The sequence below is a fragment of the Oryzihumus sp. JJN4-3R genome (assembly GCF_057747915.1).
The window spans coordinates 494,956-519,339 of record NZ_CM173229.1; the positions used below are offsets into that span (position 1 = coordinate 494,956).

Consider the following 24,384-nt stretch of genomic DNA (forward strand, 5'->3'; position numbering starts at 1 on the left):
GCCACACGGCATACCCGCACCACCGCACCAACAGCACCACCCTGCATCACTGCACCAACCACCCCACCCCACACCAGGAGCCAGCATGGCGAGCACCCTCGCACCGGAGCAGTCGACGGGGCGCAGATCCCCGATCGCGCGCATCGTCGGAGCCAGCCTCATTGGGACCACCGTCGAGTGGTACGACTTCTTCCTCTACGGCGTCGCCGCGGCCGCGGTCTTCCCGCACGTGTTCTTCCCCGACACCAAGGACCCGCTGCAGGCCACGCTGCTGAGCTTCGCGACCTACTGGATCGGCTTCGTCTTCCGGCCCCTCGGTGGCCTCGTCTTCGGCCACTTCGGTGACAAGCTCGGGCGCAAGAAGCTGCTCGTCTTCTCCCTGCTGATGATGGGCGTCGCGACCTTCGCGATCGGCCTGCTGCCCAGCCACGCCCAGGTCGGCGCCCTCGCGCCGGTGCTGCTGACCGTGCTGCGCTGCATCCAGGGCTTCGCCCTCGGCGGCGAGTGGGGTGGCGCGGTGCTCATCGTCTCCGAGCACGGCGAGCCCCGCAGCCGCGGCTTCTGGGCCTCGTGGCCGCAGGCCGGCGCCCCCGCCGGTCAGCTGATCGCCAATGGCGTCCTGGCCTTCCTGGCCGTCTTCCAGAGCGACGCCGACTTCCTCTCGTGGGGCTGGCGCATCCCGTTCCTGCTCTCGGCCGTCCTGGTCGTCGTCGGCCTGTGGGTCCGGCTGCAGGTCGAGGAGTCCCCGCTGTTCAAGGCTGCTCGCGACCGGGCCGAGGCCCGCGCGACCGAGGGTGTCGCCGACAAGCTGCCGCTTCTGGACGTCGTGCGCCGCTACCCCCGCGAGATCCTCACCGCGATGGGCGCCCGCATGGCCGAGAACGTCGCGTACTACATCTTCACCATCGTCATCACGACCTACGTCGTGGAGCAGCTCAAGCTGCCGAAGACGTTCGCGCTCAACGCCGTCCTCATCGCGGCGGCGATCCACTTCGTCACCATCCCGATGTGGGGCGCGCTCTCGGACCGGATCGGGCGCCGCCCGGTCTACCTCATCGGCGCCGTCGGCGTCGGCGTGTGGGCCTTCGCGTTCTTCGCCCTGCTCAACACGAAGAACTTCGCCCTGGCCCTGGTCGCGGTCGTCGTCGGCCTGCTCTTCCACGGCGCGATGTACGGCCCGCAGTCGGCGTTCTTCGCCGAGCTGTTCGGCACCAAGGTCCGCTACTCCGGCGTGTCCATCGGCTACCAGCTGGCCTCGATCATCGCCGGTGGCCTGGCCCCGATCATCGCCGTGAACCTGCTGCAGCGCTACCACTCCGGCAGCGCGATCGCGGTCTACGTCGCGATCTGCGCCGCCATCTCGGTCATCGCGGTGCTCAGCTACCGCGAGACCCGGGAGCGCGACCTCGCCACCATCACCAAGGGCGAGATCGCCTGACCGGCACCTGACCCGGAGCCTCCCCTGTGGCTCCTCCCCCTGCGGACCGAGCAGCGGCGCCTGGCGTCGCTGCTCGGTGCGTGTCAGGGGCCTGCCTAGGATCGTGACGATGTCCCCTGCCCCCGACCCCGCCCTCACCCTGCTGCGGCTGCTCGCCGCGGGGGCGAGCTCCGCCGAGCTCTCGGCCGTCGAGGCCCCCGAGGCCCGGGCCCTGGCGCTGCGCATCCGGGCCGCGTTCGACGACCGGCGCCGTCGCGAGGCCGAGCTGTCCGCCCTCGTCGACACCGCGCGGGACCTGGCCTCGCTGCGCGACCCGGCCCTCGTGCTCGAGGCCATCGTGCGCCGGGCCCGCGCGCTCCTGCAGACCGACGTCGCCTACCTGACCCTGTATGACGCGGAGCTCGGCGACACCTACATGCGGGCGACCGACGGCTCGGTCTCGGCCGAGTTCCAGACCGTCCGGCTCAGCCTGGGCGCCGGCCTCGGCGGGCTCGTGGCCTCCACCCACATGCCCTACTGGACCGCGGACTACCCCGCCGACCAGCGCTTCCACCACACCCGCACGATCGACAGCGCCGTCGGCGACGAGGGCCTGGTCGCGATCTGCGGCACCCCGCTGCTGGTGGAGGACGAGTTCGTGGGCGTGCTGTTCGCCGCCAACCGCTCGCCCCGGCCGTTCAGCCACGACGAGGTCGCGCTGCTCGGCTCGCTGGCGGCGCTGGCGGCCGTGTCCATCGTCAAGACCCGTGCCGCGGCGGAGACCGCCGAGGCGCTGGCCGCGCTCTCCGAGGCGCACCGCACCGCCGGGCGCCACGTCGCCGGCGTCGAGCGGGCCGCGGCGGCGCACGACCGGTTCGCCGAGCTGGTGCTCCAGGGCGGCGGAGTCGACGACATCACCGCCTCGCTGGTGGAGCTGCTCGGCGGGTGGGCGGTCCTGCTCGACGCCGAGGGCACCCGCATCGGCGCGGCGGGCGCGGGCGTCCCCGCCGGGGCGGACCCAGGCTGCCCCGACCCGCTGACCCTTCGCCCGGCTGTCCGCGCGACGCACGCCTCCGGCCGGCTCGCCGAGCAGGACGGCACGTGGGCGGTCAGCGTGGCCGCGGCCCACGAACGGCTCGGGACGCTCGTGGTCGGCGGGGTGGGCGACGTCCTCGACGACGCCGACCAGCGCACCCTCGAGCGCGCCGGGGTGGTGACCGCGCTCGTCCAGCTGTTCGCCCGCGCCGCGGTCGACGCCGAGCTGCGCGTGGTCACCGACCTGGTCTCGGACCTCGTGAGCGGGCGCGGCGAGGCCGCCACGCGGCACACCCGGGCCCGGGCGCACGGCCTGGACCTGACCCGGCCGCACTGCGTCCTGGTGCTCAAGGGGCGGGAGGGCGAGTCCCGCCGTGCCCTGGTCCTGTCGGCCCAGGGCGCCGCAGGGTCGGGCAGCATCGTCGGCGAGCACGACGGCGACGTCGTCGCGGTGGTGCCGGGCCGCGACCCCGACCAGGCCGCCGAGCAGCTGGCCTCCCGGCTCTCGCGGGGCGCACCCGTCACGGTCGGCGCGGCCGGGCCGGCGCACGCGGCCACGGACCTGCCCGTCGCGCACGCGGAGGCGCAGCGCACCGCCGGCGCCCTGCTCGCCCTCGGGCGGCGCGGCACCGGTGCGTCCGCCGCCGCCCTCGGGTTCGCCGGGCTCGTGGTCGGGTCGGAGCCCGACGTGGCGTCCTACGTCCAGCGGGTGCTGGGACCGGTCACCGACTACGACGAGCAGCGGGGCACCGAGCTGGTCCGGACCCTGGAGTCCTACTTCGCCGCCGGCGCGAGCCCGCGGCACGCCGCGGGCTCGCTGCACGTCCACGTCAACACGGTGGCGCAGCGCCTGGAGCGGGTGGCCTCGCTGCTCGGGCCCGACTGGCAGCAGCCCGAGAACGTGCTCGAGCTGCAGCTGGCGCTGCGCCTGCGCCGGCTCATGCGGGCTGGCTGACCACCTGCCGCTGCACGGCATCCACGACGGCCGTGACACCGCGGTCGCCGAGGATGACCGAGTAGTGGTTGACGTCCGCCACCTTGCTGACCCGCACCGCGTCCGGCACCTGCATGGCCGCGAGGCGCGCCTCGTCATACAGGCCCTGAGGCTCGTCCATGAGGCCCCGCTCGGCCCAGAGCAGCTCGGTGCTGACGCCGGCGCCGACGGCGGAGCGCACCGCGTCCTGGACCTCCGGGTCGCTGAGCAGGTCGCGCCCGTCCGCACGGATCGCGTCGACCATGCAGGAGCTGATGACCTCGCCACCGTCGGCGACCAGGTCGTGGCGCAGGTAGGCCCGCAGCGTCGCGGCCGCCGCCGGGTCCGCCAGGACCGAGGCCATGGCCGGGTGCGGCGCCCAGAAGTCGAGGTAGGCCTGCTCGTCGGCGAAGCGCATCGAGAGCCGCTGCATCGCCGGGCCGATGACGGCGGTCAGCGCCGCGTCGATGTCGGTCTCGGCGGGCACCGGCAGGGACAGGCCTCCGTCGACCAGGACCATGGCCGAGACGCGGTCGGGGTGGCGGGCCGCGGTGAGCGCGGAGACGAACGCCCCCATCGAGTGGCCCAGCAGCACCACCCGGCGAGCCCCGAAGGCATCGGCGACGGCCACGACGTCCGCGACGTGCGCCGACATCCCCCAGGGCCCGGACACCTCACGGCTGCAGGCACGGCCGCGCAGGTCCGGCGCCACGACGCGCACGCCGCCGGGGCCGAGCCGGGCGTCGAGGGCGTCGGCGACCAGGCGCCAGGAGAGCGCGTTGGCGGTGATGCCGTGCAGCGCCACCACCAGTGGCGCATCCGGCCCCAGCTCGCCCGGGGACAGGGTCAGGTCGTGGACCCCGAGCGAGCCTCCCGGCCGGTCGATGCGGAACTGCGGTGTGTCCTCAGGCATGTTGCTCCCTTCCTCGCCGGAGGCCGGTCAGGCCACCCGGTGCGTAGTAGACCACCAGGACGAACAGCACACCGAGGATGAACAGCGGCTGGGAGAGCGGGGTGCGCAGCACCGACGGCAGCTGCTGCACCATCGGCAGGCCGGACACGTCGACCAGGCGTGCGTCGGCCCAGGTGTAGAGGAACCCGCCGAGCACGGCACCCCACCGGCTGCCGGCGCCCCCGAGGACGACCATGACCAGCAGCGACAGGGTGAACTCGGTCGTGGTCAGGTGCGCCGTCGCCCCGCCGAGCACCACCAGGTGCACGATGCCGCCGAGGGTGCCGAGCACCGAGCCGGCGACCAGCGCCTGCAGCCGCACGCGGTAGGTCGACACCCCCAGGACGCCGGTGCGCAGCTCGTTCTCGCGCACGGCCGCCCACAGGTGGCCGGCCCGGGTGTGGGACAGCCACGTCACCGCGCCCCACGCCACGGCCAGGAACGCCAGCGCGAGCCAGTAGCGGTAGGGCGCGTTGGCCACGCCGGTGAACAGCGCGGGGGTGCCGGCGCGGTCCAGCGGCAGCCCCTCCTCTCCCCCGGTGACCGAGCCCGGGTCGCGCAGGATGAGGATCGAGGCCGCCTGGGCGAAGGCGAGGGTGACCATGGCGAACGCGATGCCGTTGACCCGCAACGCGATCGAGCCGGTGAGCAGGGCCAGCACGAGCCCGGTCAGCAGCGCGAGTGCGGCCGCGGGCAGGAGGGCAAGCCCCCACGCTTGCATGCCGATCGCGGTGACGTAGCTGCCCGTCGCCACGAACAGCGCGTGCCCGAAGGAGAGCAGCCCGGCGCGGCCGAAGAGCACGTCGTAGCTGAGCGCGATCCCGGCCATGACAAGGCACAGGGCCAGCAGCTGCATCGACCCCGGACCGTTGACCCGGCCCGGCAGCAGCCCGGGCAGGTCGGCGGGCACGTAGGGCAGCCAGGCCAGGACGAGCAGGACCAGCAGCGGTATGCCGTGTCGCAGGCGCCTCATGCCGGCGCTCCTTCCAGCGTGCGGGGGCGGGCGAGCAGCACGACCGCGAGGACGAGCACGACCGACAGGTCACCGACTCCTGAGGCCGCGTAGTAGTTGGCCAGCTGCTGCACCAGCCCGACCGCCACTGCCGCGACCGCGGTGCCGGTCAGCGAGCCCATGCCGCCGATGAACGCGAAGATCAGCAGCGAGGCGCCCTGGCCCGGCGCGACGCTGCCGGCGTAGAGCCCGTTGACCACGCCTGCCAGAGCGGCTGCGGCCCCGCCGATGGCGAAGACGACGGTGAAGGTGCGGCGCACCTCGATGCCGAGGGCCTCGACCATGGACCGGTTCTCCACCCCGGCGCGGATGACCAGGCCCAGCCGGGTCAAGCGCAGCAGGGCCTTCAGGGCGAGGAAGAGCGCCAGCGCCAGGCCGGTCACGAGGAACCGGTCGTGCGGCACGCGGGCGCCGAGCAGGCTGGTGGTGCCGGACAGCCACGACGTGCGGGCCAGCGGCCGGGCGTCGGCCCCCCAGACCCCCTCGACCAGGGCGATGGCGGCCAGGCTGAGCCCGACGGTGACGAGCACCTGCTGGATGTGCCGGCGATAGAGGGGGCGGATCAGCACCGTCTCGACCAGCACCCCGATGAGGGCCCCGGCCAGCGACGCGACGACCGTGGCGAGCACCAGCCGCCAGCCGAGAGGTATCCCGGAGGGCAGGTGGCTGCCCACCCACCACGCGGTGTAGGCCCCGGCCACCATGAAGGCGCCGTGGGCGAAGTTGAGCACTCCCATGAGACCGTAGATCAGGCTCAGCCCCGAGGCGGCGAGGAAGTACAGCGCCCCCAGCCCCAGACCGGTGGCGAGCAGCAGGATCGCCGTGCTCATGCTCGGTCCCCTCCGGTCGTGGCCGGCTGCCGCAGCGCGACGCCGAGCAGCTCGGTGGTCCTGGCGGTGTCGGCGACGAGCCCGGCCGCCGTCCCGCGGTGCACGACCGTGCCGGCATCGAGGACCACGACCGTGTCGGCGATGCGCCGCACCAGCGGCAGGTTCTGCTCGACGAGCAGGATCGGCACGGTCCGCGCGATGCGTGCCAGCACGTCGGCGACCTCGGTCACCAGCTTGGGCGCCAGGCCCTTGGTCGGCTCGTCGATGAGCAGCAACCTGTTGTCGCGCAACAGGACCCGCGCCAGGGCGACCATCTGCTGCTGCCCGCCGGAGAGCGTGCCGGCGCGCTGGGCGCGGCGCGTGACGAGGTCGGGGAAGAGCTCCTGGACGATCGGCGCGTCGGTGCCCGTGTCGCCGCCGACGAGGCGCAGGTTCTCCTCGACGGTCAGGCCGGCGAACACCTCGCGGTTCTCCGGCACGTAGCCCACCCCGGAGCGGACCGTGCGCGCCGTGGACCAGCCCGTGACGTCGGCACCCTCGAGCTCGATGGCGCCCTGCCGCGGGACGAGCCCGATGAGCGCCTTGAGCGTCGTGGTCTTGCCGACCCCGTTGCGGCCCAGGACGGCCGTGACGCCGGTGGGCGGCACGTCGAACGTCACCCCCTGCAGGATGTGCGACCCGCCCAGGCGCACGTGCAGGTCCTGGACCCGCAGCACCGGCGCCGCGCTCACAGCGCCTCCCCGAGGTAGGCCTCCTGGACGCGGGGGTCGGCGGTGACCTCCGCGGGGCCGCCGGTGGCCAGCACCTGGCCGTGGTGCACGACGGCCACCCGGTCGGCGAGGCCGAGCACCACGTGCATGTGGTGCTCGACCATCACCACGGCCACGCCGCTGTCGCGGACGGCGCCGATGATCTCGCTGAGGCCGTCGACGTCCTCGGCGGAGACCCCGGCCATCGGCTCGTCGAGCAGGAGCGCCGCGGGGCGGCCGGCCAGGGCGACGGCGAGCTCGAGCTTGCGCCGGTCGCCGTGGGAGAGGTCTCGGGCCCGCGTGTCGTGACGGCCCGTCATACCGACGCGGTCCAGGGCCTCCGTCGCCGCGGAGGCGGCGTCGGCCGAGCGCGCGCGGCGCCACGGGCTGAGCGGTGCGGACCCGCGGGCCTGCACCGCCAGCCGCACGTTCTCGACGGCGCTCAGCCCGTCGAAGAGCGCCGAGGTCTGGAACGTGCGCGCCAGGCCCTTGCGGGCGCGGGCCGCCGGGCGGCTGCGCGTCACGTCGTCGCCGTCCAGCAGGACCCGCCCCGCGGTGGGCCGCCGCACCCCGGAGAGGACGTTGACCAGGCTGGACTTCCCGGCGCCGTTGGGGCCGATGACCCCGAGCAGCTCACCGGGGGCGACCTCCAGGCTGACGTCGTCGAGGATGCGCGCGCCGCCGACCTGCCACGAGACGCCCTGCGCCGCGATGGCCGTCACTTGGCCGCGACCGGCGGCGCCACCTTGTCGGCGGCCACGGTGCTGACCAGCTGGGGCTTCCACCCGGTGCCGTCCTTGACCAGCTTGGCCGTGAACATCGGCTGGAGCACCGCATGGTCCGCGGCGCGGATGGTCAGGTCGCCCTTGGGCCCCTGGAAGGACCAGCCCTCGAGCGCGCCGACCATCTTGTCGACGTCGCCGCCGCCCTGGCCGAGCGCACGCACCACCATCTGGGCGGCCACGAAGCCGTCGTTGGTGAACAGGTCCACCGTCTGCCCCTGCTTCTTCAGCCCCGCGTCCAGCGCCTGGTAGGCCGGGGTGGACGTGGCGCCGTCGAAGAAGTGCGACAGGAAGCTGATCTTGTCGGCGACGGGCCCGAAGGTCGCGAAGCTCGGCTTGACGTCCAGGCCGGTGACGACCTTCGTGCTGTCGAACACGCCCTGCTGGGCGAGGGTCTGCCACATCTGGGTGGCGTTGGCGCCGGCCCAGGCGACGAAGAGCAGGTCGGGCTTGTGCGCCTTGACGCTCGTGGCGAAGGGCGTGAAGTCGGTCGCCGCGGCCGGCACCGCCACGGAGGTCACGGTGGCCCCCTCCTTGCCGAGGATGGCCGTGACACCGGCGATGTTGGCCTTGCCGAAGGCGCTGTCCTGGGCGAGCACCGTGACCTTCTTGCCCTTGACGTCGCCGATCATCGTCCCCGCGGTCATCACGTCCTGGTAGGTCTCGCGCCCGGAGCGGAAGGTGTACTTGTTGACCCCGGTGATGGCGTCGGTCGCGGCCGGCCCGGAGATGAACAGCACCTTGTTGTCCGCCGCCAGCGGCGCCACCTGCAGGGCCACTCCGGAGGAGGTCGACCCGGCAATCACCTTGGTGCCCTTGCCGATCAGGTCGGTCGCGGCCGAGACGGCCTTGGCCGGGTCGCCGGCGTCGTCGCTCTGGCTGACCTCGATGGTGTGCCCGTTGACCTTGTCGGTCCCCTTGGTCGCGTAGTCCAGCCCCGCGTTGAACCCCGCGAGGTACTGCGCGCCGTAGGTCGCCAGGGGCCCGGTCTTGGAGTAGACCAGCCCGACCTTGTATGCCGCGCCGGCGCCACCGCTGCTCGCGTCACCACCGGCGGCGCCGGGCGCTCCGGGCGCCCCGCAGGCCCCGACGCTCACGCCCACGAGGGCACCAGCCAGGGCGAGAGCCCATCGCTTCGACATGCGTTCCTCCCCACCGCGGGCCGGTGCTCCGCGGCACCCTTGCCGCGGCCGTCAGCCGGCCACCTGAGCGGCGAAACTACGGGAGGGGCGGCGGGCCCGTGATGGTGTGGCGGGCCACACCTGGGGCGGTGTGAGTGTGGTCACACACCAGACGCAGGCAGCACGCCTGGTGTGTGACCGGAGGCCGTCAGGCCGGCTGCGGGACCGTCGAGCGCTCCAACGCATCGGACAGCGCCCGGACGCCGGGGGCGGTCAGGGTGAGCGACACGTGGGTCGCTCCCGGAACGGCTGTGAGCCGGACCCCCTCGGGAAGGCCCTGCGCCGAAAGGCGTTCTGCGTCATACAGATCCGACACGCCGGCCAGGCCCTGGGAGTCCGCCCAGACCAGCTCCACGGGCACGCCCGCCCCGGCGGCGGCGCCCACCGCACCACGGACCTCCAGGCTGGTGACGATGTCCCGGCCGTCGGCGAGCACGGCGTCGTGCACGCAGGAGGTGACCCACGCGTCCTCGTGCACGACCAGGTCGTGGCGCATGTAGCGCTCGAGCACCGCACGGCCGGCCTGGTCCACCGCGGCCGGGCGCACCTCGGCCTGGGCGTACCAGTGGGACAGGTAGGACTCCACGTCGGGGAAGCGCAGCGACAGGCGCTCCAGGGACGGCCCGACGAAGGTGCGCAGCACCGCCTCCGGGTCGAGCTGCTCGGGCACCGGCACCGCGACGCCGCCGTCGGCAAGCACCAGGCGGTCGACGCGCCCGGGGTGCCGGCTCGCCACGAGGGCCGCGACGAACGCGCCCATCGACCAGCCGAGCAGGGTGAACGAGGTGGCGCCGACGCTGTCGGCCAGCGCCAGGACGTCGGTGACGTGCGCGTCCAGGCCCCAGGGGCCGGCGAGCGCACGGCTGCCCGCGCGGCCGCGCAGGTCGGGGGCGAGCACGCGAGGGGCGTCGGGGCCCAGTCGCCGGGTCAGCGACTCGGCAACGCCGGACCAGCACATGCCGTTGCCCGTGAGTCCGTGCAGCGCGATCACCACCGGCCGCTGGTCGTCGGGGTGTCCCCCGCCGGTCAGGTCGTGCACCTCGAGCTCGCCGCCTGGGCGCTCGAGGTGGAACACCCGTTGGTTGAACCGCACTGTTCACCCCTCACTGGTCGCCCGGGTGGCGACACGCACCAGCGTGTTCTACACCACACGCACGGGGGCGGCCATCGGAAACGGCAGGTCCAGGGAGGCCAGGCCCGAGGTCGACGAGACGCACACCGCCCGCGTCGGGAGGTGTGCGTCTCGTCGACGTCGGTGGGTGGGCCGGGGTCAGCCGGTGGCCCCCAGGCGGGCGGCCAGGTCCGCGGCGATGGCGTCGGTGGTCAGCCCGACCTCCTCGAGCAGCTGCGAGCGCGAGGCGTGGTCGAGGAACCGCTTGGGGATGCCGTGGCAGTGCACCGGCTGCTCGAGCCCGGCCACCCGCAGCGCGCGCGTGACCGCCGAGCCGATCCCTCCCTCGACCAGGTTGTCCTCGAGGACGGCGACGGCGCCGCTGACGCGAGCCGCCTCGACCAGGTGGGCACTGACCGGGAGCACCCACCGCGGGTCGACGACGCGGACCGTGCGCCCGAGCGCCTCGAGCTTGCCGGCGACCGCCAGGGCGGTGGTGGCCAGCGAGCCCACCGAGACCAGGAGCAGGTCCACCGGCTCGTGACCGGCGGGGCCGTGCAGCACGTCGACGTCGCCCCACTGCTCCAGGGCGGGGACTGGGTCGGCCACGTCGCCCTTGGGGAAGCGGATCACCGACGGGGCGTCGGCGATGTCGACGGCCTCGCGCAGCTGGCGGCGCACCTGGTCGCCGTCGCGCGGCGCGGCGAGATGCAGCCCGGGCACGATGTTGCCCAGCGTCATGTCCCACATGCCGTTGTGCGAGGCGCCGTCGCTGCCGGTGATCCCGGCCCGGTCGAGCACGAAGGTCACGCCGGCCCTGTGCAGCGCGCAGTCCATGAGCAGCTGGTCGAAGGCCCGGTTGAGGAAGGTGGCGTAGACCGCCACGACGGGGTGCATCCCGCCGAAGGCCAGGCCCGCGGCCATCGTCACGGCGTGCTGCTCGGCGATGCCGACGTCGAAGACCCGGTCGGGGAACCTCGCGGCGAACCCGTCGAGCCCGACCGGGATGAGCATCGCCGCCGTGATGGCCACGACGTCGGGTCGCCGGGCGCCGATCACGCACATCTCGTCGTTGAACTCATCGGTCCAGATCCGGCCGCCGGCCTCGAACGGGAGGCCGGTCTCGGGGTTGATCACGCCGACCGCGTGGAACTGGTCGGCCTCGTCGTCGATCGCCGGCTGGTAGCCGCGACCCTTCTGCGTGATGACGTGCACCAGCACGGGGCCGCCGTAGGCGCGGGCGCGCCGCAGCGCGTGCTCCACGGCCTGCTCGTCGTGGCCGTCGACCGGCCCGAGGTACTTCAGCCCGAGGTCCTCGAACATGCCCTGCGGCGCGACGATGTCCTTCAGGCCCTTCTTGACCCCGTGCAGCGTCTCGTACATCGCCGAGCCGACCACGGGCGTGCGCGAGAGGGTGCTCTTGCCCCAGTCGAGGAAGCGCTCGTAGCCCTTGGTCGTGCGCAGCGTGGCCAGGTGGTCGGCCAGGCCGCCGGTCGTCGGGGCGTAGGAGCGCTCGTTGTCGTTGACGACGATGACCAGCGGCAGGTCCTTGTCGGCGGCGATGTTGTTGATCGCCTCCCACGCCATGCCGCCGGTGAGCGCCCCGTCGCCGATCACGGCCACGGTGTGCCGGTCGCGCTGGCCCTTGAGCCGGCGGGCCTTGGCGATGCCGTCGGCCCACGACAGGGCGGTCGAGGCGTGGGAGTTCTCCACGACGTCGTGCTCGGACTCCGCGCGCGAGGGGTAGCCGGACAGGCCGCCCTTCTTCTTCAGCTTGCTGAAGTCCTGCCGCCCGGTGAGCAGCTTGTGCACGTAGGACTGGTGCCCGGTGTCGAACACGATGGCGTCGCGGGGGGAGCTGAACACCCGGTGCAGGGCGATCGTCAGCTCGACGACGCCGAGGTTGGGGCCGAGGTGGCCACCGGTCTTGGAGACCTCCGTGACGAGGAAGTCACGGATCTCCTGGGCCAGCTGCGGCATCTGGTCCGCGGGCAACGCCCGCAGGTCCGCCGGGCTGGAGATCGTCTGCAGCACACCCACGATGGAAAACAGTCCTTCCGCACACACGGCTCGAGTCGATCGAGTCTAGTTGCTCCCCTCAGGCGACGGTGATCGCCACCTCCGAGGGTGCGTCCAGCACCTCGGTCGTGCCATCGGCCAGACAGCGCACCCCGAACGTGTGCCCGGCGAAGCGCAGGCCGCGCACCGTCATCGCCCCGTATGCCGCGGGCCGCACGGGGTTCAGCACCAGCCGGCCCGCGGGCGCGTCCGGCTCGAAGCCCAGCGCGAGGGAGAGCAGGACCGCCGCCGACGCGGCCGACCACGCCTGCGGGCGGCAGGACGCCGGGTAGGGGGCGGGCTGGTCGAGGACCCCGGACCCGGCATACAGCTCAGGCCAGCGGTGGTCGAACGCGACCGAGGAGGCGAGCAGGCTGCGGCCCACGGCCGCGGCGGCGTCACGGTGCCCCTCGCGGGCCAGGCCCATCGCGCAGATGGCCGTGTCGTGCGTCCAGATCGAGCCGGTGTGATAGCCGATCGGGTTGAACCCGCCGTTGTCGGCGGCGAGGGTGCCGATGCCGTAGCGGCCCAGCATCGAGGGCCCGGTGAGCGTGGCGGCGATCCGCGCGGCCTCCTCGGGCGTGACCGTGCCGGTGCCGAGCACATGGCCCATGTTGGAGCCGACGCCGTCGACGGTGGCGCCGTGCCCGTCGACGGCGATGCCGACGTAGGGCCCCTCGGCGCCCTCGACCCAGAAGCGGTCGCGGAAGCGCACGCGCATCGCCCCGGCCCAGTCGCGCAGGTCCCCGGCGCCGTCCTCCCCGAGCGCCTCGAGGAGGGTGGCGGCCGCGGCGGCCGCCTCCACGGCATACGCCTGCGCCTCGGCGAGCGCGATCGGGGCGTCGGCCACCCGGCCGTCGCGCCAGCGGATGGAGTCCCCGGAGTCCTTCCAGCCCTGGTTGGCCAGACCGGTGCCGGTGGTGTCGATGTACTTCAGCAGGCCGTCCGCGTCGGGCGCCGCGTGGTCGGTGAGCCAGCGCGTCGCGGCCCGCAGGTGCGGCAGCAGGGCGACGACCTCCTGCTCGGGCAGGCCCCAGCGCCAGGCGTCGTGCAGCAGGGTGATCCACAGCGGGGTGGCGTCGATGGTGCCGAAGTAGACCGGCGGCAGCGCCAGCCCCTTGACCTTGTCCAGGTATGCCGTGCGGCGCAGCTCGTGGGGGATCTTGCCGGGAGCCTCGGCCCGGGACTCGTCGACGACGGCACCCTGCCGGCGGGCCAGGGCGCGCAGGGTGCCACCGGCGAGCTCGGTGCCGAACGGCAGCGCCATGCGTGCCGCCCAGATTGAGTCGCGGCCGAACAGCGTGAGGTACCAAGGGGTTCCGGCCCCCGCGAAGACGTCCTCCGGGGCGAGCGGGTCGGTCAGGGCGAGGTTGCGCAGGTCGGCCAGTCCCATCGCGAGCGTCGGCGCGAGGCGGGGGTCGTCGGCCTCCACCGTGATCCCGTCCCAGGGCAGGCGGTGGGCGCCGCTGTCGGCGTCGAGGTTGGAGGCCTGCAACCGCTCGACCTCGACCGTCACGGTCACCTCCGCCGACCCGCCGGGGGCGACGGTGACCGGCACGGTGGCCACCGCACCGGAGTCCCCCGCCTCCAGGGCCGCGGGTGCCGGGTCGACCCGGACGGTGACGCGGTGTGCCTCGTCACCCCAGACGACCGCGCCGTCGGCGACGTGCGCGGGCAGCGGCCGCCCGTCGGCCAGGCCGGACTTGACCGTGCTGATCAGGGCCGCGTCGCCGGCGACCTGCACGACCAGGTCGGCGGTCACCGGGTCGTCGGCGCGCGAGCGCACCTGGACGGTCTCGCGGATGCCCTGGGCGATCACCTCGCGCCGGCGGGCGACCTCGACGGTCGGGTCGGCGCCGGGGTTGCCCAGGTGGCGCGCCGAGGCGAGGAACTCCGAGACGGCCCCGGCGCTGGCAGCGGCGACGGGGGCCGACTCCTCCGCACCCAGGCGCACCTCGAGCCGGCTCAGCACCCGGCGGTCGTCGACGAAGACGCCCTGCGCGCCACTGCCGTCCACCTGCCCGCTGCCGGCGGACAGGGCGGTGACGTTGCCGCGGACGCAGATGCTCAGGTCGTGCAGCCACGGCTGCCGGGGCGTGGGGCGCGGGTGGTCGTCGGCGGGTCCGGTCTGGGTCATCGCGGCGGTCTCCGATCGCGGGAGGGACCCGCGGCGGCTGCGGGTCGTCGGTCTCATCTTCGCGTGCGGGTCTTGACACGCGTCGTTCACCGGGACAACCATCCTCTCCACGATATGAACGTTCAAATCGGGATCCACCAGCCGGACGCGCGACCCCCTGCCGGGGCGCCGCGGTCCGGGACCGGACCCGGCTGACACAGGTCACGGGCAGGGGCAGGGGCAGATGACGACGCGCAGCCAGGACGCACGACGCTCCACCGTCGTCGACGTCGCACGCGCCGCCGGGGTCTCCCGCCAGACCGTCAGCAACGTCATCAACGCCCCGGACAAGGTCGCCCCCGGGACCCGCGAGCGGGTGCACGCCGCCATCGAGGCGCTGGACTTCCGGGTGAACCTCACGGCGCGCTCGCTGCGCAGGCAACGGGCCGGCGCGCTCGGCATCGAGGTCACCCCCGTGGCCCATCGCAGCCTCGGCAACGTCCTCGACCCGTTCCTCGCCGGGCTGACGAGCGCAGCAGGCGACCGGGACACCCACCTGGTGACCTTCCTCGTCGGGGAGGACCGGGTCACGGCATACCGGCAGCTGCTCGCGACCACCCTCGTGGACGGGTTCGTCCTCACCAACACCGGGCACGACGACCCCCGGCCGCAGTGGCTGCGCGCGCACGGCGTGCCGTTCGCCTCCTTCGGGCGGGTCTGGGACGACCCCTCCTTCACGACGTGGGTCGACGTCGACGGGGCCGCCGGCCTGGCCGAGGCGGTGACCCACGTGCGCGAGCAGGGCTACGGGGCCGTGGGCTTCCTCGGCTGGCCCGAGGGCTCCCCCGTCGGTGACGACCGGCGCGCCGGCTGGGAGCGCGGGTGCCGGGCCACCGGCGCGTTCGACGCCGACCTCCACGCCGAGACCGAGCAGGAGGTGCACGCCGCCGCCGCGGCCGCGGGCCCCCTGCTGGACCGCATCGGCGTCGGCGGGGCCCTCGTGTGCGCGTCCGACACCCTGGCCCTCGGGGCGTCACTGGCCCTGCGCGACCGCGGCCTGCGCCCCGGTTCCGACGTCGGGCTGGTCGGCTTCGACGACAGCGACCTCGCCGGCGCGTTCGACTTCACCACCTTGCACCAGCCGCTGGACGCGATCGCGGCCGCGCTGGTGGAGATGGTGCTCGCCCTCGAGGCCGGGGAGGCACCGCCAGCCGACGGGCTGGTCCTGGCCCCCGAGCTCGTGCGGCGGGCCAGCACCGACCGATCCCCCTCTGCCACAACGCAACCAGAAGAACCACCCCCCGCGGGCAACCGCAACGACGATGGAGGCACAGCATGAGGTCCCTTACCCGTCACCGCCGCACGGCGGTGTGCGCCCTCGGCGTCGCCGGCACCCTGGCCCTCGCGGCCTGCGGTGGTGGCGGCTTCGACAAGGGCGCGGCCCAGCAGAGCAGCGGCAAGGCCAAGCTGACCGTGATGATCGGCAGCTCCGGCGACGCCGAGACGGCCGCGGTCCGCTCCGCCCTCGACGGCTGGGCGAAGAAGTCCGGCAACACCGTCGAGCTCGTGCCGGCCTCGGACCTCGGCCAGCAGCTCGGCCAGGCGTTCGCCGGCTCGAACCCGCCCGACCTGTTCTACGCCGACGCCTCCCGCATCGGCGACTTCGCCAAGGCCGGCAACCTCTACGCCTACGGCGACCAGCTCAAGAGCTCCGACTTCCTGGAGCCGCTGGTCAAGACGTTCACCTACGACGGCAAGCTGCAGTGCGCGCCGAAGGACTACTCCACCCTCGCCCTGGTCATCAACACCGACCTGTGGGCCAAGGCCGGGCTGACCGACGCCGACATCCCCAAGGACTGGGCCGGCCTGGAGGCGGCAGCGAAGAAGCTGACCAAGGGCAAGGTGACCGGCCTGGTCATGGGCCGTGACATCAACCGGGTCGGGGCCTTCATGAAGCAGGCCGGCGGCTGGGTCGTCAACGCCGACGGCAGCCAGGTCACCGCGGACACCCCGCAGAACCTCGCCGGCCTGAACGAGGTCAAGAAGATGATGACCGCCGGCACGCTGAAGTACGACAAGGCCGTCGACGCGGGCTGGGGCGGCGAGGCCCTGGGCACCGGCAAGGCCGCGATGACCATCGAGGGCAACTGGATCCGCGGCGCGCTGTCCAAGGACTACCCGACCCTGAAGACCAAGGTCGTCGAGCTGCCCGCCGGCCCCGCCGGCAAGGGCACGCTGGTCTTCAGCAACTGCTGGGGCATCTCCGCCAAGAGCGGCCACCACACGCAGGCCGTCGACCTGGTCAAGTACCTCACCGCCGTCGACCAGCAGATGACCTTCGCCAAGGCGTTCGGCGTCATGCCCTCCACCACGGAGGGCGCCAAGCAGTTCGCCGCCGCCTACCCGCAGGACGCCGCGTTCGCAGCCGGCGGCGCCTACGCGCAGGGGCCGGTCAACGTGCCGGGCTTCGACCCGGTGATGGCGGCCTTCAACGCCAAGCTGGAGCAGCTCGGCTCCGCCGACCCCAAGGCCATGCTGGCCGACCTGCAGAAGAACGGGCAGGCCGCCCTCAAGGGCAACTGACCCCGACCGACCCGCAATGGTGGGCGGACGGCATACCGACTGCCCGGTGTGCCGTCCGCCGCGCAGGAGGTGCGCATGGCACGAAGGAGCGGCGGCCCGCGGGGCCGCGAGGAGCTGGCCGGCTGGGCCTTCACCGCGCCGATGGTGGTGGTGCTCGGGGTGTTCCTGTTCATCCCGATCGCCATGGCGCTGTGGGTGAGCCTGACCGACTGGAACGGCAACGGCTCGCCGTTCACCGGCGGCCACGCGCAGTTCGTCGGGCTGCACAACTACACCTCGCTGTTCACCCAGGACGGGCTGACGCGTGACACGTTCATGCAGTCGATCAACAACACGTTCTTCTACGTGCTGCTGGTCGTCCCGATCCAGACGGCCGTGGCGCTCGGCCTGGCGCTGGTGGTCAACAACGCCCGGCTGCGCGGGAAGGGCTTCTTCCGCACCGCGTTCTACTTCCCGTCCGTGACCAGCTCGATCGCCATCACGACGGTCTTCCTCTTCCTCTTCTCCAACTCCGGTGCCGTCAACCGGCTGCTCGCCGTCATCGGCCTCAGCGGTCCGGCGTGGTTCAACGACCCGCGGGGGCTGATCCACCTGGCGCTCGGCGGCCTCGGCGTGCCGGACAACCCGGCCTGGGCGCAGGGCGAGGTGTTCGGCCGCTCCCTGTGGGACTGGATCTCAGGCCCCTCGGTCGCCCTGTGCGTCCTCATCATCCTGGCCGTGTGGACCACGACCGGCACCTTCATGCTGATGTTCCTCGCGGCGCTGCAGGACCTGCCGGTCGACGTCGACGAGGCCGCCCTGCTCGACGGGGCCTCCGCCTGGCAGAAGCTGCGCCTGGTCACCCTCCCCCAGCTCAGGCCGGCCATCTTCCTCGTCACGACCCTGGGACTGATCGGCACCTGGCAGGTCTTCGACCAGATCTACGTCACCGGCAAGGGCGCGCCCGAGGGCACGACCATGACCCCGGCGTTCCTGTCCTTCAAGCAGAGCTTCACCAACCTCAAGTACGGCTCGGGCGCCGCCATGGCCTTCCTCGTCTTCCTCATCATCGTGGTGCTCACCTGGTGGCAGCGCCGCCTCATGGCCGAGGACCGGGTCGGCTGGCGCGAACGGCGACGCCGGCGCGCGCTGGCCGGCGCGACGGGTCACGCCGCCGACCGGACCTCCGACCGCGCCTCAGAGGAGGTGTCCGCATGAGCACCCAGACGTCCGAACGGGTTTCGCCGGTCCAGACCCCGCAGGGATCCCCGGTCCGACGCGGACCGGGTCGCCGACCCGGTCACCGCTCGCGGGTCAGGGTCGTCCTCGCGTATGCCGTGCTGGTCGCCTTCGCGGTCGTGTTCATCTACCCCTTCCTGATCCAGGTCGCGACCTCGTTCAAGTCCGACCCGCAGGCCAGCGCGAACCCGCTCTCGCTCATCCCCCACCCGGTCGACCTGTCGGCCTGGCGCCGCATCCTCGGCCTGGACGGGAGCGCCTCCGTCCCGATCACGCGCTGGCTCACCAACTCCGTGGTCGTCACGGTGACGGTGACCGCGGGCCGGGTCTTCCTCGACAGCCTCGCCGGATATGCGTTGTCCCGCGTGCGTTTCCGCGGCCGCGGTTTCCTGTTCGCCACCGTCCTCGCGGTCATGAGCGTGCCGGGCGTGGCGCTGCTGGTGCCGAAGTTCCTCATCGTCAACTACCTCGGCATCTACGACACCTACACGGCGATGATCCTGCCGCTGGTCGTGGACGCCGCCGGCGTGTTCATCATGAAGCAGTTCTTCGACACCCTCCCGGTGGAGGTCGAGGAGGCCGCCCGCATCGACGGCGCCGGGGTCTTCCGGACCTTCTGGTCCGTCGTCCTGCCGATGGCCCGACCGGCGCTGATCACGCTGACGATCCTGTCCTTCCAGGGCTCGTGGAACGAGTTCAGCCACTTCCTCGTGACCACCCAGAGCCCGGAGCACAAGACCCTGGTCAGCGGCCTGGCGAGCCTGGCCAGTGGCGAGCTGAGCTCGGGCTCGCAGTACCCGCTCAAGCTGGGTGTGGCGCTGGTGACCACGATCCCCGTGGCCGTGCTGTTCTTCGTCTTCCAGCGCTACTTCGTGCGCGGGAGCAGTGACGGGGCGGTCAAGGGCTGAAGGGCCCCACGCCGCATCCCACCGGGCCGGGAGATGCGGCGCTGCGGCAGGGTCAGCGCTGCGCGTCGCGCCGGGCCCGGCGCTCGCGCAGCGCCCGACGGCCCAGGACGACCAGCACCACGCCGGCGACGATGAGCACCGCCCCGACGACCGCCCAGAACGCGACGCCGGACATGGCGCTACCGCCCAGCCAGCCAGTGCCCTGGAGCACCCACAGGACGCCGACCAGGATGAGCAGCACGCCGATCGGCGTCAGCAGGGTCCGGTTCACCCCTGCATCATGGCCCACCTGCGCCACCCGCGGGTCCGCCATCAGGGGGACCGTCCCCGGGTCCCGCGTCGCGGCTCACAGCCGGGGGATGAACCGCTTGCCCTGCATCGCCTCGTGCAGCAACCGGGCGCTGCGCTCGGCCGCCCGCAGCCGCACGCCCTCGGCCTCGAGGTCGGCCAGCACCTGCTCCAGCGCCTCAGGGGTCAGCTGCTCCCCCAGCTCGACCCGCGCCTCCCGGTATGCCTGCCGCATGGCCTCGAGCTGCGCGCCGATGTGGCGCACCGTCACCCAGGCGAGGGCGACCGGGTGACGGCGCCACCCGGCATATCGGCGGTAGTCGGCCGGGCAGTGGTCGAGCAGCCAGGACACCGCCGGCACCTGCCAGTCCGGGCTGTCCGGTGGCGGCACCTCGGAAGGCCAGCCGGGAGGGGTCGCACGCACGGCACCAGTCTGCCGCCGGGCGGTGACAGGGCGGGGTCGACCCGGGACGCGGACGGGCCCGGCCGCCGAGGCGACCGGGCCCGTCGGGCACTGCCTGACGTCAGGCGCGACCGTGGGCGGCGCGGCTGCGCCGGCTCAGCGAGTCGATCGTGACGGCGAGGAGCAGGACCGCTCCGGTGACCATGAACCGGATCGAGGAGTCCAGGTTGAGCAGGCTCAGACCACTGGAGATCGACTGGATCACGATGATGCCGAGCAGGGCGGAGTAGGCCGAGCCCCGGCCGCCGAACAGGCTCGTGCCGCCGATGACGGCCGCGGCGATGGCGTTGAGGTTGGTGTCGCCACCACCGCTGCTCTGGTTGACCGCCGCGAGCCGGCCCGCGGCGAGGATGCCACCGAGGGCGGCGAAGGTGGAGCAGAGCGCGAAGACCGACAGGTAGATCCCGCGCACGTTGATGCCCGAGCGGCGCGCCGCTTCGACGTTGCCACCGACGGCGAAGACCGATCGACCCCAGCTGGTCTTGCGCAGCGCCAGGTCCATGACCACGACCAGCGCGATGAAGAAGATGAACATGTAGGAGACGCCGCGGTCCTGGTTGAGCACGAGGACCGGGACGGCCAGCACGACCGCCAGCCCGACCGCCCGCACCACGAGCATCACCATGGGTGTTGTGGACAGGCCCGCGGCCGCCCGGCGGTTGTTGGACCTGACGCGGGTGCCGAGGTAGGCCGCGACGGTCACCAGCACGAGCAGGTAGGCCACGACCGGGGCCAGGAACTGCAGCTGGGCGAACTCCACGATCGAGGAGGTGAAGGGCAGGTTGAGCGAGCCCTCCTTGCCCAGCACGTAGAGCTGCAGGCCGAGGAAGCCGAGCAGTCCGGCCAGGGTGATGACGAAGCTCGGCACGCCGAACCGGGTGTAGAGGCCGCCGTAGAGCAGGCCGACCACCGTGCCGGTGAGGATCGCCGCGAGGATCGCCAGCGGGAGGGGCCAGCCGTGCTGGGTGAGGCCGACGCCGAGGACCGCGGCGGCCAGGCCGCTCACCGAGCCCACCGACAGGTCGATCTCGCCGAGCAGCAGGACCAGCACGATGCCGATGGAGATCGTGCCGATCGCCGCGCTCTGCAGCGTCAGGTTGACCAGGTTGCGCGGGGACAGGAAGTCACTGTTGAGCGCCTGGAAGACGCCCCAGATGACGATCAGCCCGATGATGACCGGCAGGGAGCCGAGGTCGCCGCTGCGCAGCCGGCTGGTGAAGACCGAGACGGCGCCCGAGAAGCCCCGGGAGGCGATGAGTCGCTCGTCCTGAAGGTCGGCCGGCAGCGCGCTCTGCAGCTCCTCGGCCGTCTCCGGGCTGGCCTGCTGGGGGGAGGATGAGGTGGTCACGACGTGCTCTCCTGCGGGGTGCGACGGGCGGCTCGCTCGGAGACGGCGTTGGTCGTCGCCCCGGTGATCGCGGCGATGATCTCCTGCGAGCTGGTCTGGCTGACCTGGTAGACGCCGTTGTTGCGGCCCAGGCGCAGCACCGCGACCCGGTCCGCGACCGCCATGACGTCGGCCATGTTGTGGCTGATGAGGATGACGCCCAGGCCCCGCTCACGCAGCCGCTCGACGAGGTTGAGCACCTCCGCAGTCTGCGCGACGCCCAGGGCCGCCGTCGGCTCGTCGAGCATCACGACCTTGGGCTCGCCCAGGAGCGAGCGGGCGATCGCGACCGTCTGGCGCTGGCCGCCGGACAGGCTCGCGACCGGGATGCGCACCGAGGGGATCTTGGCCGACAGCTGGCGCAGCAGCTGCCAGGACTGCCGCTCCATCTCGACCTCGTCCAGGGCCCGGCGGTGCTTGAGCTCCCGGCCGAGGAAGAGGTTGCCGACGACGTCGAGGTTGTCGCACAGGGCGAGGTCCTGGAAGACCGTCGCGATGCCCAGGTGCTGCGCCTCGGCGGGGCTGCCGATGTGGACCTGCTTGCCGTCGAAGCTCACGTGGCCCTCGTCGGGGCTGTAGACCCCGGCGATGGTCTTGACCAGCGTCGACTTGCCGGCGCCGTTGTCACCAACCAGCGCCACCACCTCACCGGCACGCACGTCCAGCTCGATGTCCTTCAACGCCTGCACGGCGCCGAACCTCTTGGAAACGCCTGTCATGGACAGGACCGTGTCGGTCGCTGCCGGTGAGGTGGTGGTCGTCATGGTTCCTTCCTCAGCTCAGGCCGGCGGCGGTGCACGCCTTGGCGAAGTCGCCGGTGCAGATGTCGCTGACCTTGTAGACGCCGTCCTTGACCACGGTGTCCTTGATGTTGGCCTTGGTGACCGCGACCGGGATGAGCAGGTCCGAGGGGACGCCCTGGTAGGTGGTCCCGGCCGGGGCCTTCTTGCCGTTGGCGAGGGCGACGGCCGCGGCGGCGGCCTTCTCGGCCTCGGGCTTGATGGCCTTGTAGACCGTCATCGACTGGTCGCCGGCGAGGATCCGCTGGATGGCGGCGAGCTCGGCGTCCTGACCGGTGATCGGCGGGAGCGGGTTGATGCCGCCGCCCTTCATGGCCGCGATGGCGCCACCGGCGGTGCCGTCGTTGGCGGCGTAGACGCCCACGAGGTTGGACTTGACGTTGGTGAGCTGGCTCTCCATCCACGACTGGGCCTTGTCCGGGCTCCAGTCGGGGGTGTCGTACTCGGCCGCGATCTTGTAGCCGCTGGAGTCCAGGACGCTGTGGGCGCCCTTCTTGAACTGGGCCGCGTTGGCGTCGGTCGGCGCGCCGTTGATCTCGACGATGTTGCCCGAGGTCTTGCCGGCCTTCTTCATCAGGTCAACGAGGCTCGTCGCCTGGAGCTGGCCGACCTTCTCGTTGTCGAAGGAGACGTAGTAGTCGATCGGGGCACCGGAGATGAAGCGGTCGTAGGCCACGACCGGGACCTTGGAGCCCTTGGCGCTGTTGGCGATCGAGGCGGCGGCCTTGGAGTCGACCGGGTCGAGGACGAGGACGTTGGCGCCCTGGGTCAGCGCGGACTCGGCCTGCTGCTGCTGCTTGGCGGCGTCCTGGTCGGCGTTGGAGTAGATCACGGTGCAGTCGGGGCACTGGGCCTTGAGGGCCGCCTCGAACAGCGGACGGTCGAGCTGCTCGTAGCGGGCGGTCTTGGACTCCGGCAGGAGCAGGGCGATCTTCTTGCCGCCGCCGCTGGTGCCCGAGCTGCTGCTGCTGGAGCCGGAGCTGCTGCAGGCCGCGATGGAAGTCATGGCGAGCCCGGCCGCGAGACCGAGGCCGGCGAGCCGTGCGATGGATGAGTTCATGGGGTCTCCTCGACGTGGACGCCCGCGACGTGTCGGGCTAGGGCCTGATTCAAGACCCCCCAGACCTTGGCGTCAAGAGTTGAAGTCAATAATCCGAAATATGCCGGACTCAGCCGGCCGCGCGCTGCGACTCACTGTGCAGTTGTCCTGCGACGGCAAGGGCGCCGATGAGCTCGGCTTCCTCACCGAGCTCGGCCCCCGTCACCTCCACGCTAGCCGCCGCCGAGGGGATTGCACAGCGGTCGACGGCCTCCCGCAACGGGGTGAGGACCACCTCCCCCACCCGCGCCAGCTGACCCCCCAGGACGATGACCTCGGGGTTGAGCAGGTTGACCAGCCCGGCGGCGGCGACACCGATGTGCCGCCCGGCGTCCGCGACGACCCGTCGGCAGCCGGGGTCGCCCGCCTCCGTGCGCGCCAGCACGTCCCGCAGGGTCAGCTCCCCGTGCGAGACCGCCAGCGCGTCCAGCAGCGCCCGCGAGCCGACGAAGGTGTCGAGGCAGCCCCGGTTGCCACACCGGCACACCGGCCCGTTCTCGTCGATGGTCAGGTGGCCGATCTCCCCCGCCGTCCCGGCACTGCCGCGGAACACCTCGCCGTTGATGATCAGGCCGGCGCCCACCCCGTAGGAGGCCCTGATGTAGCAGGCGTGCCGGCGTCCCCGCAGCGCACCGGACCGCAGCTCCCCCAGTGCCGCGAGGTTGGCCGTGTTGTCCAGGTGCACCGGCGCCTTGAGCCGCCCCTGCATCTCGGTTGCGACGGGCACCCCGCGCCACCCCGGCAGGATCCCCTCGGAGCCGACCTCGCCGGTGACGGTGTCGACCGGCGCCGGCAGGCCGAAGCCCACCGCGAGCAGGTCCGGCATCCGCGCACCGACGTGCTCGACGAGGTCCCCCACCAGCCGGGAGGCGCGCTCCATCCCCTCGTCGGCGTGGTGGTCGGCCGGTAGGGGCATCCGCTGCCGGCCGAGGACGGTGCCCGCCTCGTCGGCGACGGCGACCTGGAGGTCGCGGTCGCCGAACGCGATGCCGGCCAGCAGGCCCTTGCCTGAGGCGAGGGAGACCAGCACCGCGCGGCGCCCGCTGCGGATGCTCGGCGCCAGCGCCAGCACGTGGGCGGCGGCGAGCTCGCGCACCAGGTTGGACACCGTCGCGGCGGACAGGCCCGTGACCCCGGCCAGCTCGACCTGGGTGAGCGCACCGTGATCCCGCACAGCATCGACCACGCGCGCCTTGTTGGCTTCACGCAGTGAAGATTGAGAGCCGGGTGCCCCCGGTGCTGGATTCACGACGTCAAGATAACGGCAGGGCGCCGTCGAGGGACAGTCCTGTCACAGGACTCGTCCGCGCCGGCACCCTCTTGATCACCCGCCGCGCAGCGCGCGCGGTGTCTGCCCCCGCACCGGGTATGCCGGGTGGCGCGGTTCCCGGCCCCGCACGGACATTCCGGGTGGCGCGGTCC

Annotated in this window: 21 protein-coding genes; 6 read left to right on the plus strand and 15 right to left on the minus strand. The window is 72.8% G+C overall.

What is annotated here, in order from left to right; genetic code table 11:
• Positions 1-85 precede the first annotated feature (85 nt).
• Both AC3ANM_RS02185 and AC3ANM_RS02190 read left to right on the plus strand, forming a co-directional pair.
• Complete coding sequence (locus AC3ANM_RS02185) at positions 86-1,438, plus strand: MFS transporter (protein WP_488286499.1); 1,353 nt, start codon at positions 86-88, stop codon at positions 1,436-1,438.
• Between the two features lie 109 nt (positions 1,439-1,547).
• On the plus strand, positions 1,548-3,407 hold the full coding sequence (locus AC3ANM_RS02190; protein ID WP_488286500.1) for a helix-turn-helix domain-containing protein: 1,860 nt from the start codon (positions 1,548-1,550) through the stop codon (positions 3,405-3,407).
• Here the strand turns inward: AC3ANM_RS02190 and AC3ANM_RS02195 are convergent.
• The 9 genes from AC3ANM_RS02195 to AC3ANM_RS02235 form a co-directional block, all read right to left on the minus strand.
• Positions 3,391-4,338: an alpha/beta fold hydrolase gene (locus AC3ANM_RS02195; protein ID WP_488286501.1), complete on the minus strand. Its 948-nt coding sequence runs from the start codon at positions 4,336-4,338 to the stop codon at positions 3,391-3,393. The two genes, AC3ANM_RS02190 and AC3ANM_RS02195, sit on opposite strands and share 17 nt — an antisense overlap.
• The gene (locus AC3ANM_RS02200) at positions 4,331-5,350 is read right to left on the minus strand and encodes a branched-chain amino acid ABC transporter permease (RefSeq protein ID WP_488286502.1); all 1,020 of its coding nucleotides are present in this window, start codon (positions 5,348-5,350) and stop codon (positions 4,331-4,333) included. Before AC3ANM_RS02200 ends, AC3ANM_RS02195 begins: the two co-directional genes overlap by 8 nt.
• Complete coding sequence (locus AC3ANM_RS02205) at positions 5,347-6,219, minus strand: branched-chain amino acid ABC transporter permease (RefSeq protein ID WP_488286503.1); 873 nt, start codon at positions 6,217-6,219, stop codon at positions 5,347-5,349. The genes AC3ANM_RS02200 and AC3ANM_RS02205 overlap by 4 nt, the downstream gene beginning before the upstream one ends.
• Positions 6,216-6,950, minus strand: a complete 735-nt coding sequence (locus tag AC3ANM_RS02210) for an ABC transporter ATP-binding protein (protein ID WP_488286504.1) — start codon at positions 6,948-6,950, stop codon at positions 6,216-6,218. Before AC3ANM_RS02210 ends, AC3ANM_RS02205 begins: the two co-directional genes overlap by 4 nt.
• Entirely contained in the window at positions 6,947-7,690 is a 744-nt protein-coding gene (locus AC3ANM_RS02215) for an ABC transporter ATP-binding protein (RefSeq protein WP_488286505.1), read from the minus strand. The genes AC3ANM_RS02210 and AC3ANM_RS02215 overlap by 4 nt, the downstream gene beginning before the upstream one ends.
• On the minus strand, positions 7,687-8,892 hold the full coding sequence (locus AC3ANM_RS02220; protein ID WP_488286506.1) for a substrate-binding domain-containing protein: 1,206 nt from the start codon (positions 8,890-8,892) through the stop codon (positions 7,687-7,689). Before AC3ANM_RS02220 ends, AC3ANM_RS02215 begins: the two co-directional genes overlap by 4 nt.
• Positions 8,893-9,079: 187 nt before the next feature.
• Entirely contained in the window at positions 9,080-10,024 is a 945-nt protein-coding gene (locus AC3ANM_RS02225; RefSeq protein ID WP_488286507.1) for an alpha/beta hydrolase, read from the minus strand.
• A gap of 177 nt (positions 10,025-10,201) precedes the next feature.
• The gene (gene dxs, locus AC3ANM_RS02230) at positions 10,202-12,082 is read right to left on the minus strand and encodes a 1-deoxy-D-xylulose-5-phosphate synthase (RefSeq protein ID WP_488286508.1); all 1,881 of its coding nucleotides are present in this window, start codon (positions 12,080-12,082) and stop codon (positions 10,202-10,204) included.
• Positions 12,083-12,140: 58 nt separating this feature from the next.
• Entirely contained in the window at positions 12,141-14,237 is a 2,097-nt protein-coding gene (locus tag AC3ANM_RS02235; RefSeq protein WP_488286509.1) for a glycogen debranching N-terminal domain-containing protein, read from the minus strand.
• Between the two features lie 223 nt (positions 14,238-14,460).
• On the opposite strand from AC3ANM_RS02235, the gene AC3ANM_RS02240 reads away from it, so the two are divergent.
• From AC3ANM_RS02240 to AC3ANM_RS02255, 4 genes are all read left to right on the plus strand, one after another.
• Positions 14,461-15,555 (plus strand): LacI family DNA-binding transcriptional regulator, encoded by a 1,095-nt coding sequence (locus AC3ANM_RS02240; RefSeq protein WP_488286510.1) that lies wholly within the window; start codon positions 14,461-14,463, stop codon positions 15,553-15,555.
• On the plus strand, positions 15,552-16,799 hold the full coding sequence (locus tag AC3ANM_RS02245) for a sugar ABC transporter substrate-binding protein (protein ID WP_488286511.1): 1,248 nt from the start codon (positions 15,552-15,554) through the stop codon (positions 16,797-16,799). The genes AC3ANM_RS02240 and AC3ANM_RS02245 overlap by 4 nt, the downstream gene beginning before the upstream one ends.
• A gap of 75 nt (positions 16,800-16,874) precedes the next feature.
• A complete protein-coding gene (locus tag AC3ANM_RS02250; RefSeq protein ID WP_488286512.1) occupies positions 16,875-17,996 on the plus strand; it encodes a carbohydrate ABC transporter permease in 1,122 nt (373 codons plus the stop codon).
• Entirely contained in the window at positions 17,993-18,925 is a 933-nt protein-coding gene (locus AC3ANM_RS02255; protein WP_488286513.1) for a carbohydrate ABC transporter permease, read from the plus strand. Before AC3ANM_RS02250 ends, AC3ANM_RS02255 begins: the two co-directional genes overlap by 4 nt.
• 52 nt (positions 18,926-18,977) lie before the next feature.
• Here AC3ANM_RS02255 and AC3ANM_RS02260 read toward each other — a convergent pair whose 3' ends face one another.
• The 6 genes from AC3ANM_RS02260 to AC3ANM_RS02285 all read right to left on the minus strand — a co-directional run bounded on the left by AC3ANM_RS02260 (position 18,978) and on the right by AC3ANM_RS02285 (position 24,148).
• Entirely contained in the window at positions 18,978-19,196 is a 219-nt protein-coding gene (locus AC3ANM_RS02260; RefSeq protein ID WP_488286514.1) for a hypothetical protein, read from the minus strand.
• A 75-nt stretch (positions 19,197-19,271) separates the two neighbouring features.
• Complete coding sequence (locus tag AC3ANM_RS02265) at positions 19,272-19,637, minus strand: hypothetical protein (RefSeq protein WP_488286515.1); 366 nt, start codon at positions 19,635-19,637, stop codon at positions 19,272-19,274.
• A 100-nt stretch (positions 19,638-19,737) separates the two neighbouring features.
• A complete protein-coding gene (locus AC3ANM_RS02270; protein WP_488287900.1) occupies positions 19,738-20,931 on the minus strand; it encodes a sugar ABC transporter permease in 1,194 nt (397 codons plus the stop codon).
• A gap of 89 nt (positions 20,932-21,020) precedes the next feature.
• Positions 21,021-21,827, minus strand: coding sequence for an ATP-binding cassette domain-containing protein (locus AC3ANM_RS02275; RefSeq protein ID WP_488286516.1), 807 nt, complete (start codon positions 21,825-21,827; stop codon positions 21,021-21,023).
• Between the two features lie 10 nt (positions 21,828-21,837).
• Positions 21,838-22,923, minus strand: a complete 1,086-nt coding sequence (locus AC3ANM_RS02280; protein WP_488286517.1) for an ABC transporter substrate-binding protein — start codon at positions 22,921-22,923, stop codon at positions 21,838-21,840.
• Between the two features lie 109 nt (positions 22,924-23,032).
• Positions 23,033-24,148 (minus strand): ROK family protein, encoded by a 1,116-nt coding sequence (locus AC3ANM_RS02285; protein ID WP_488286518.1) that lies wholly within the window; start codon positions 24,146-24,148, stop codon positions 23,033-23,035.
• Positions 24,149-24,384: the final 236 nt, after the last annotated feature.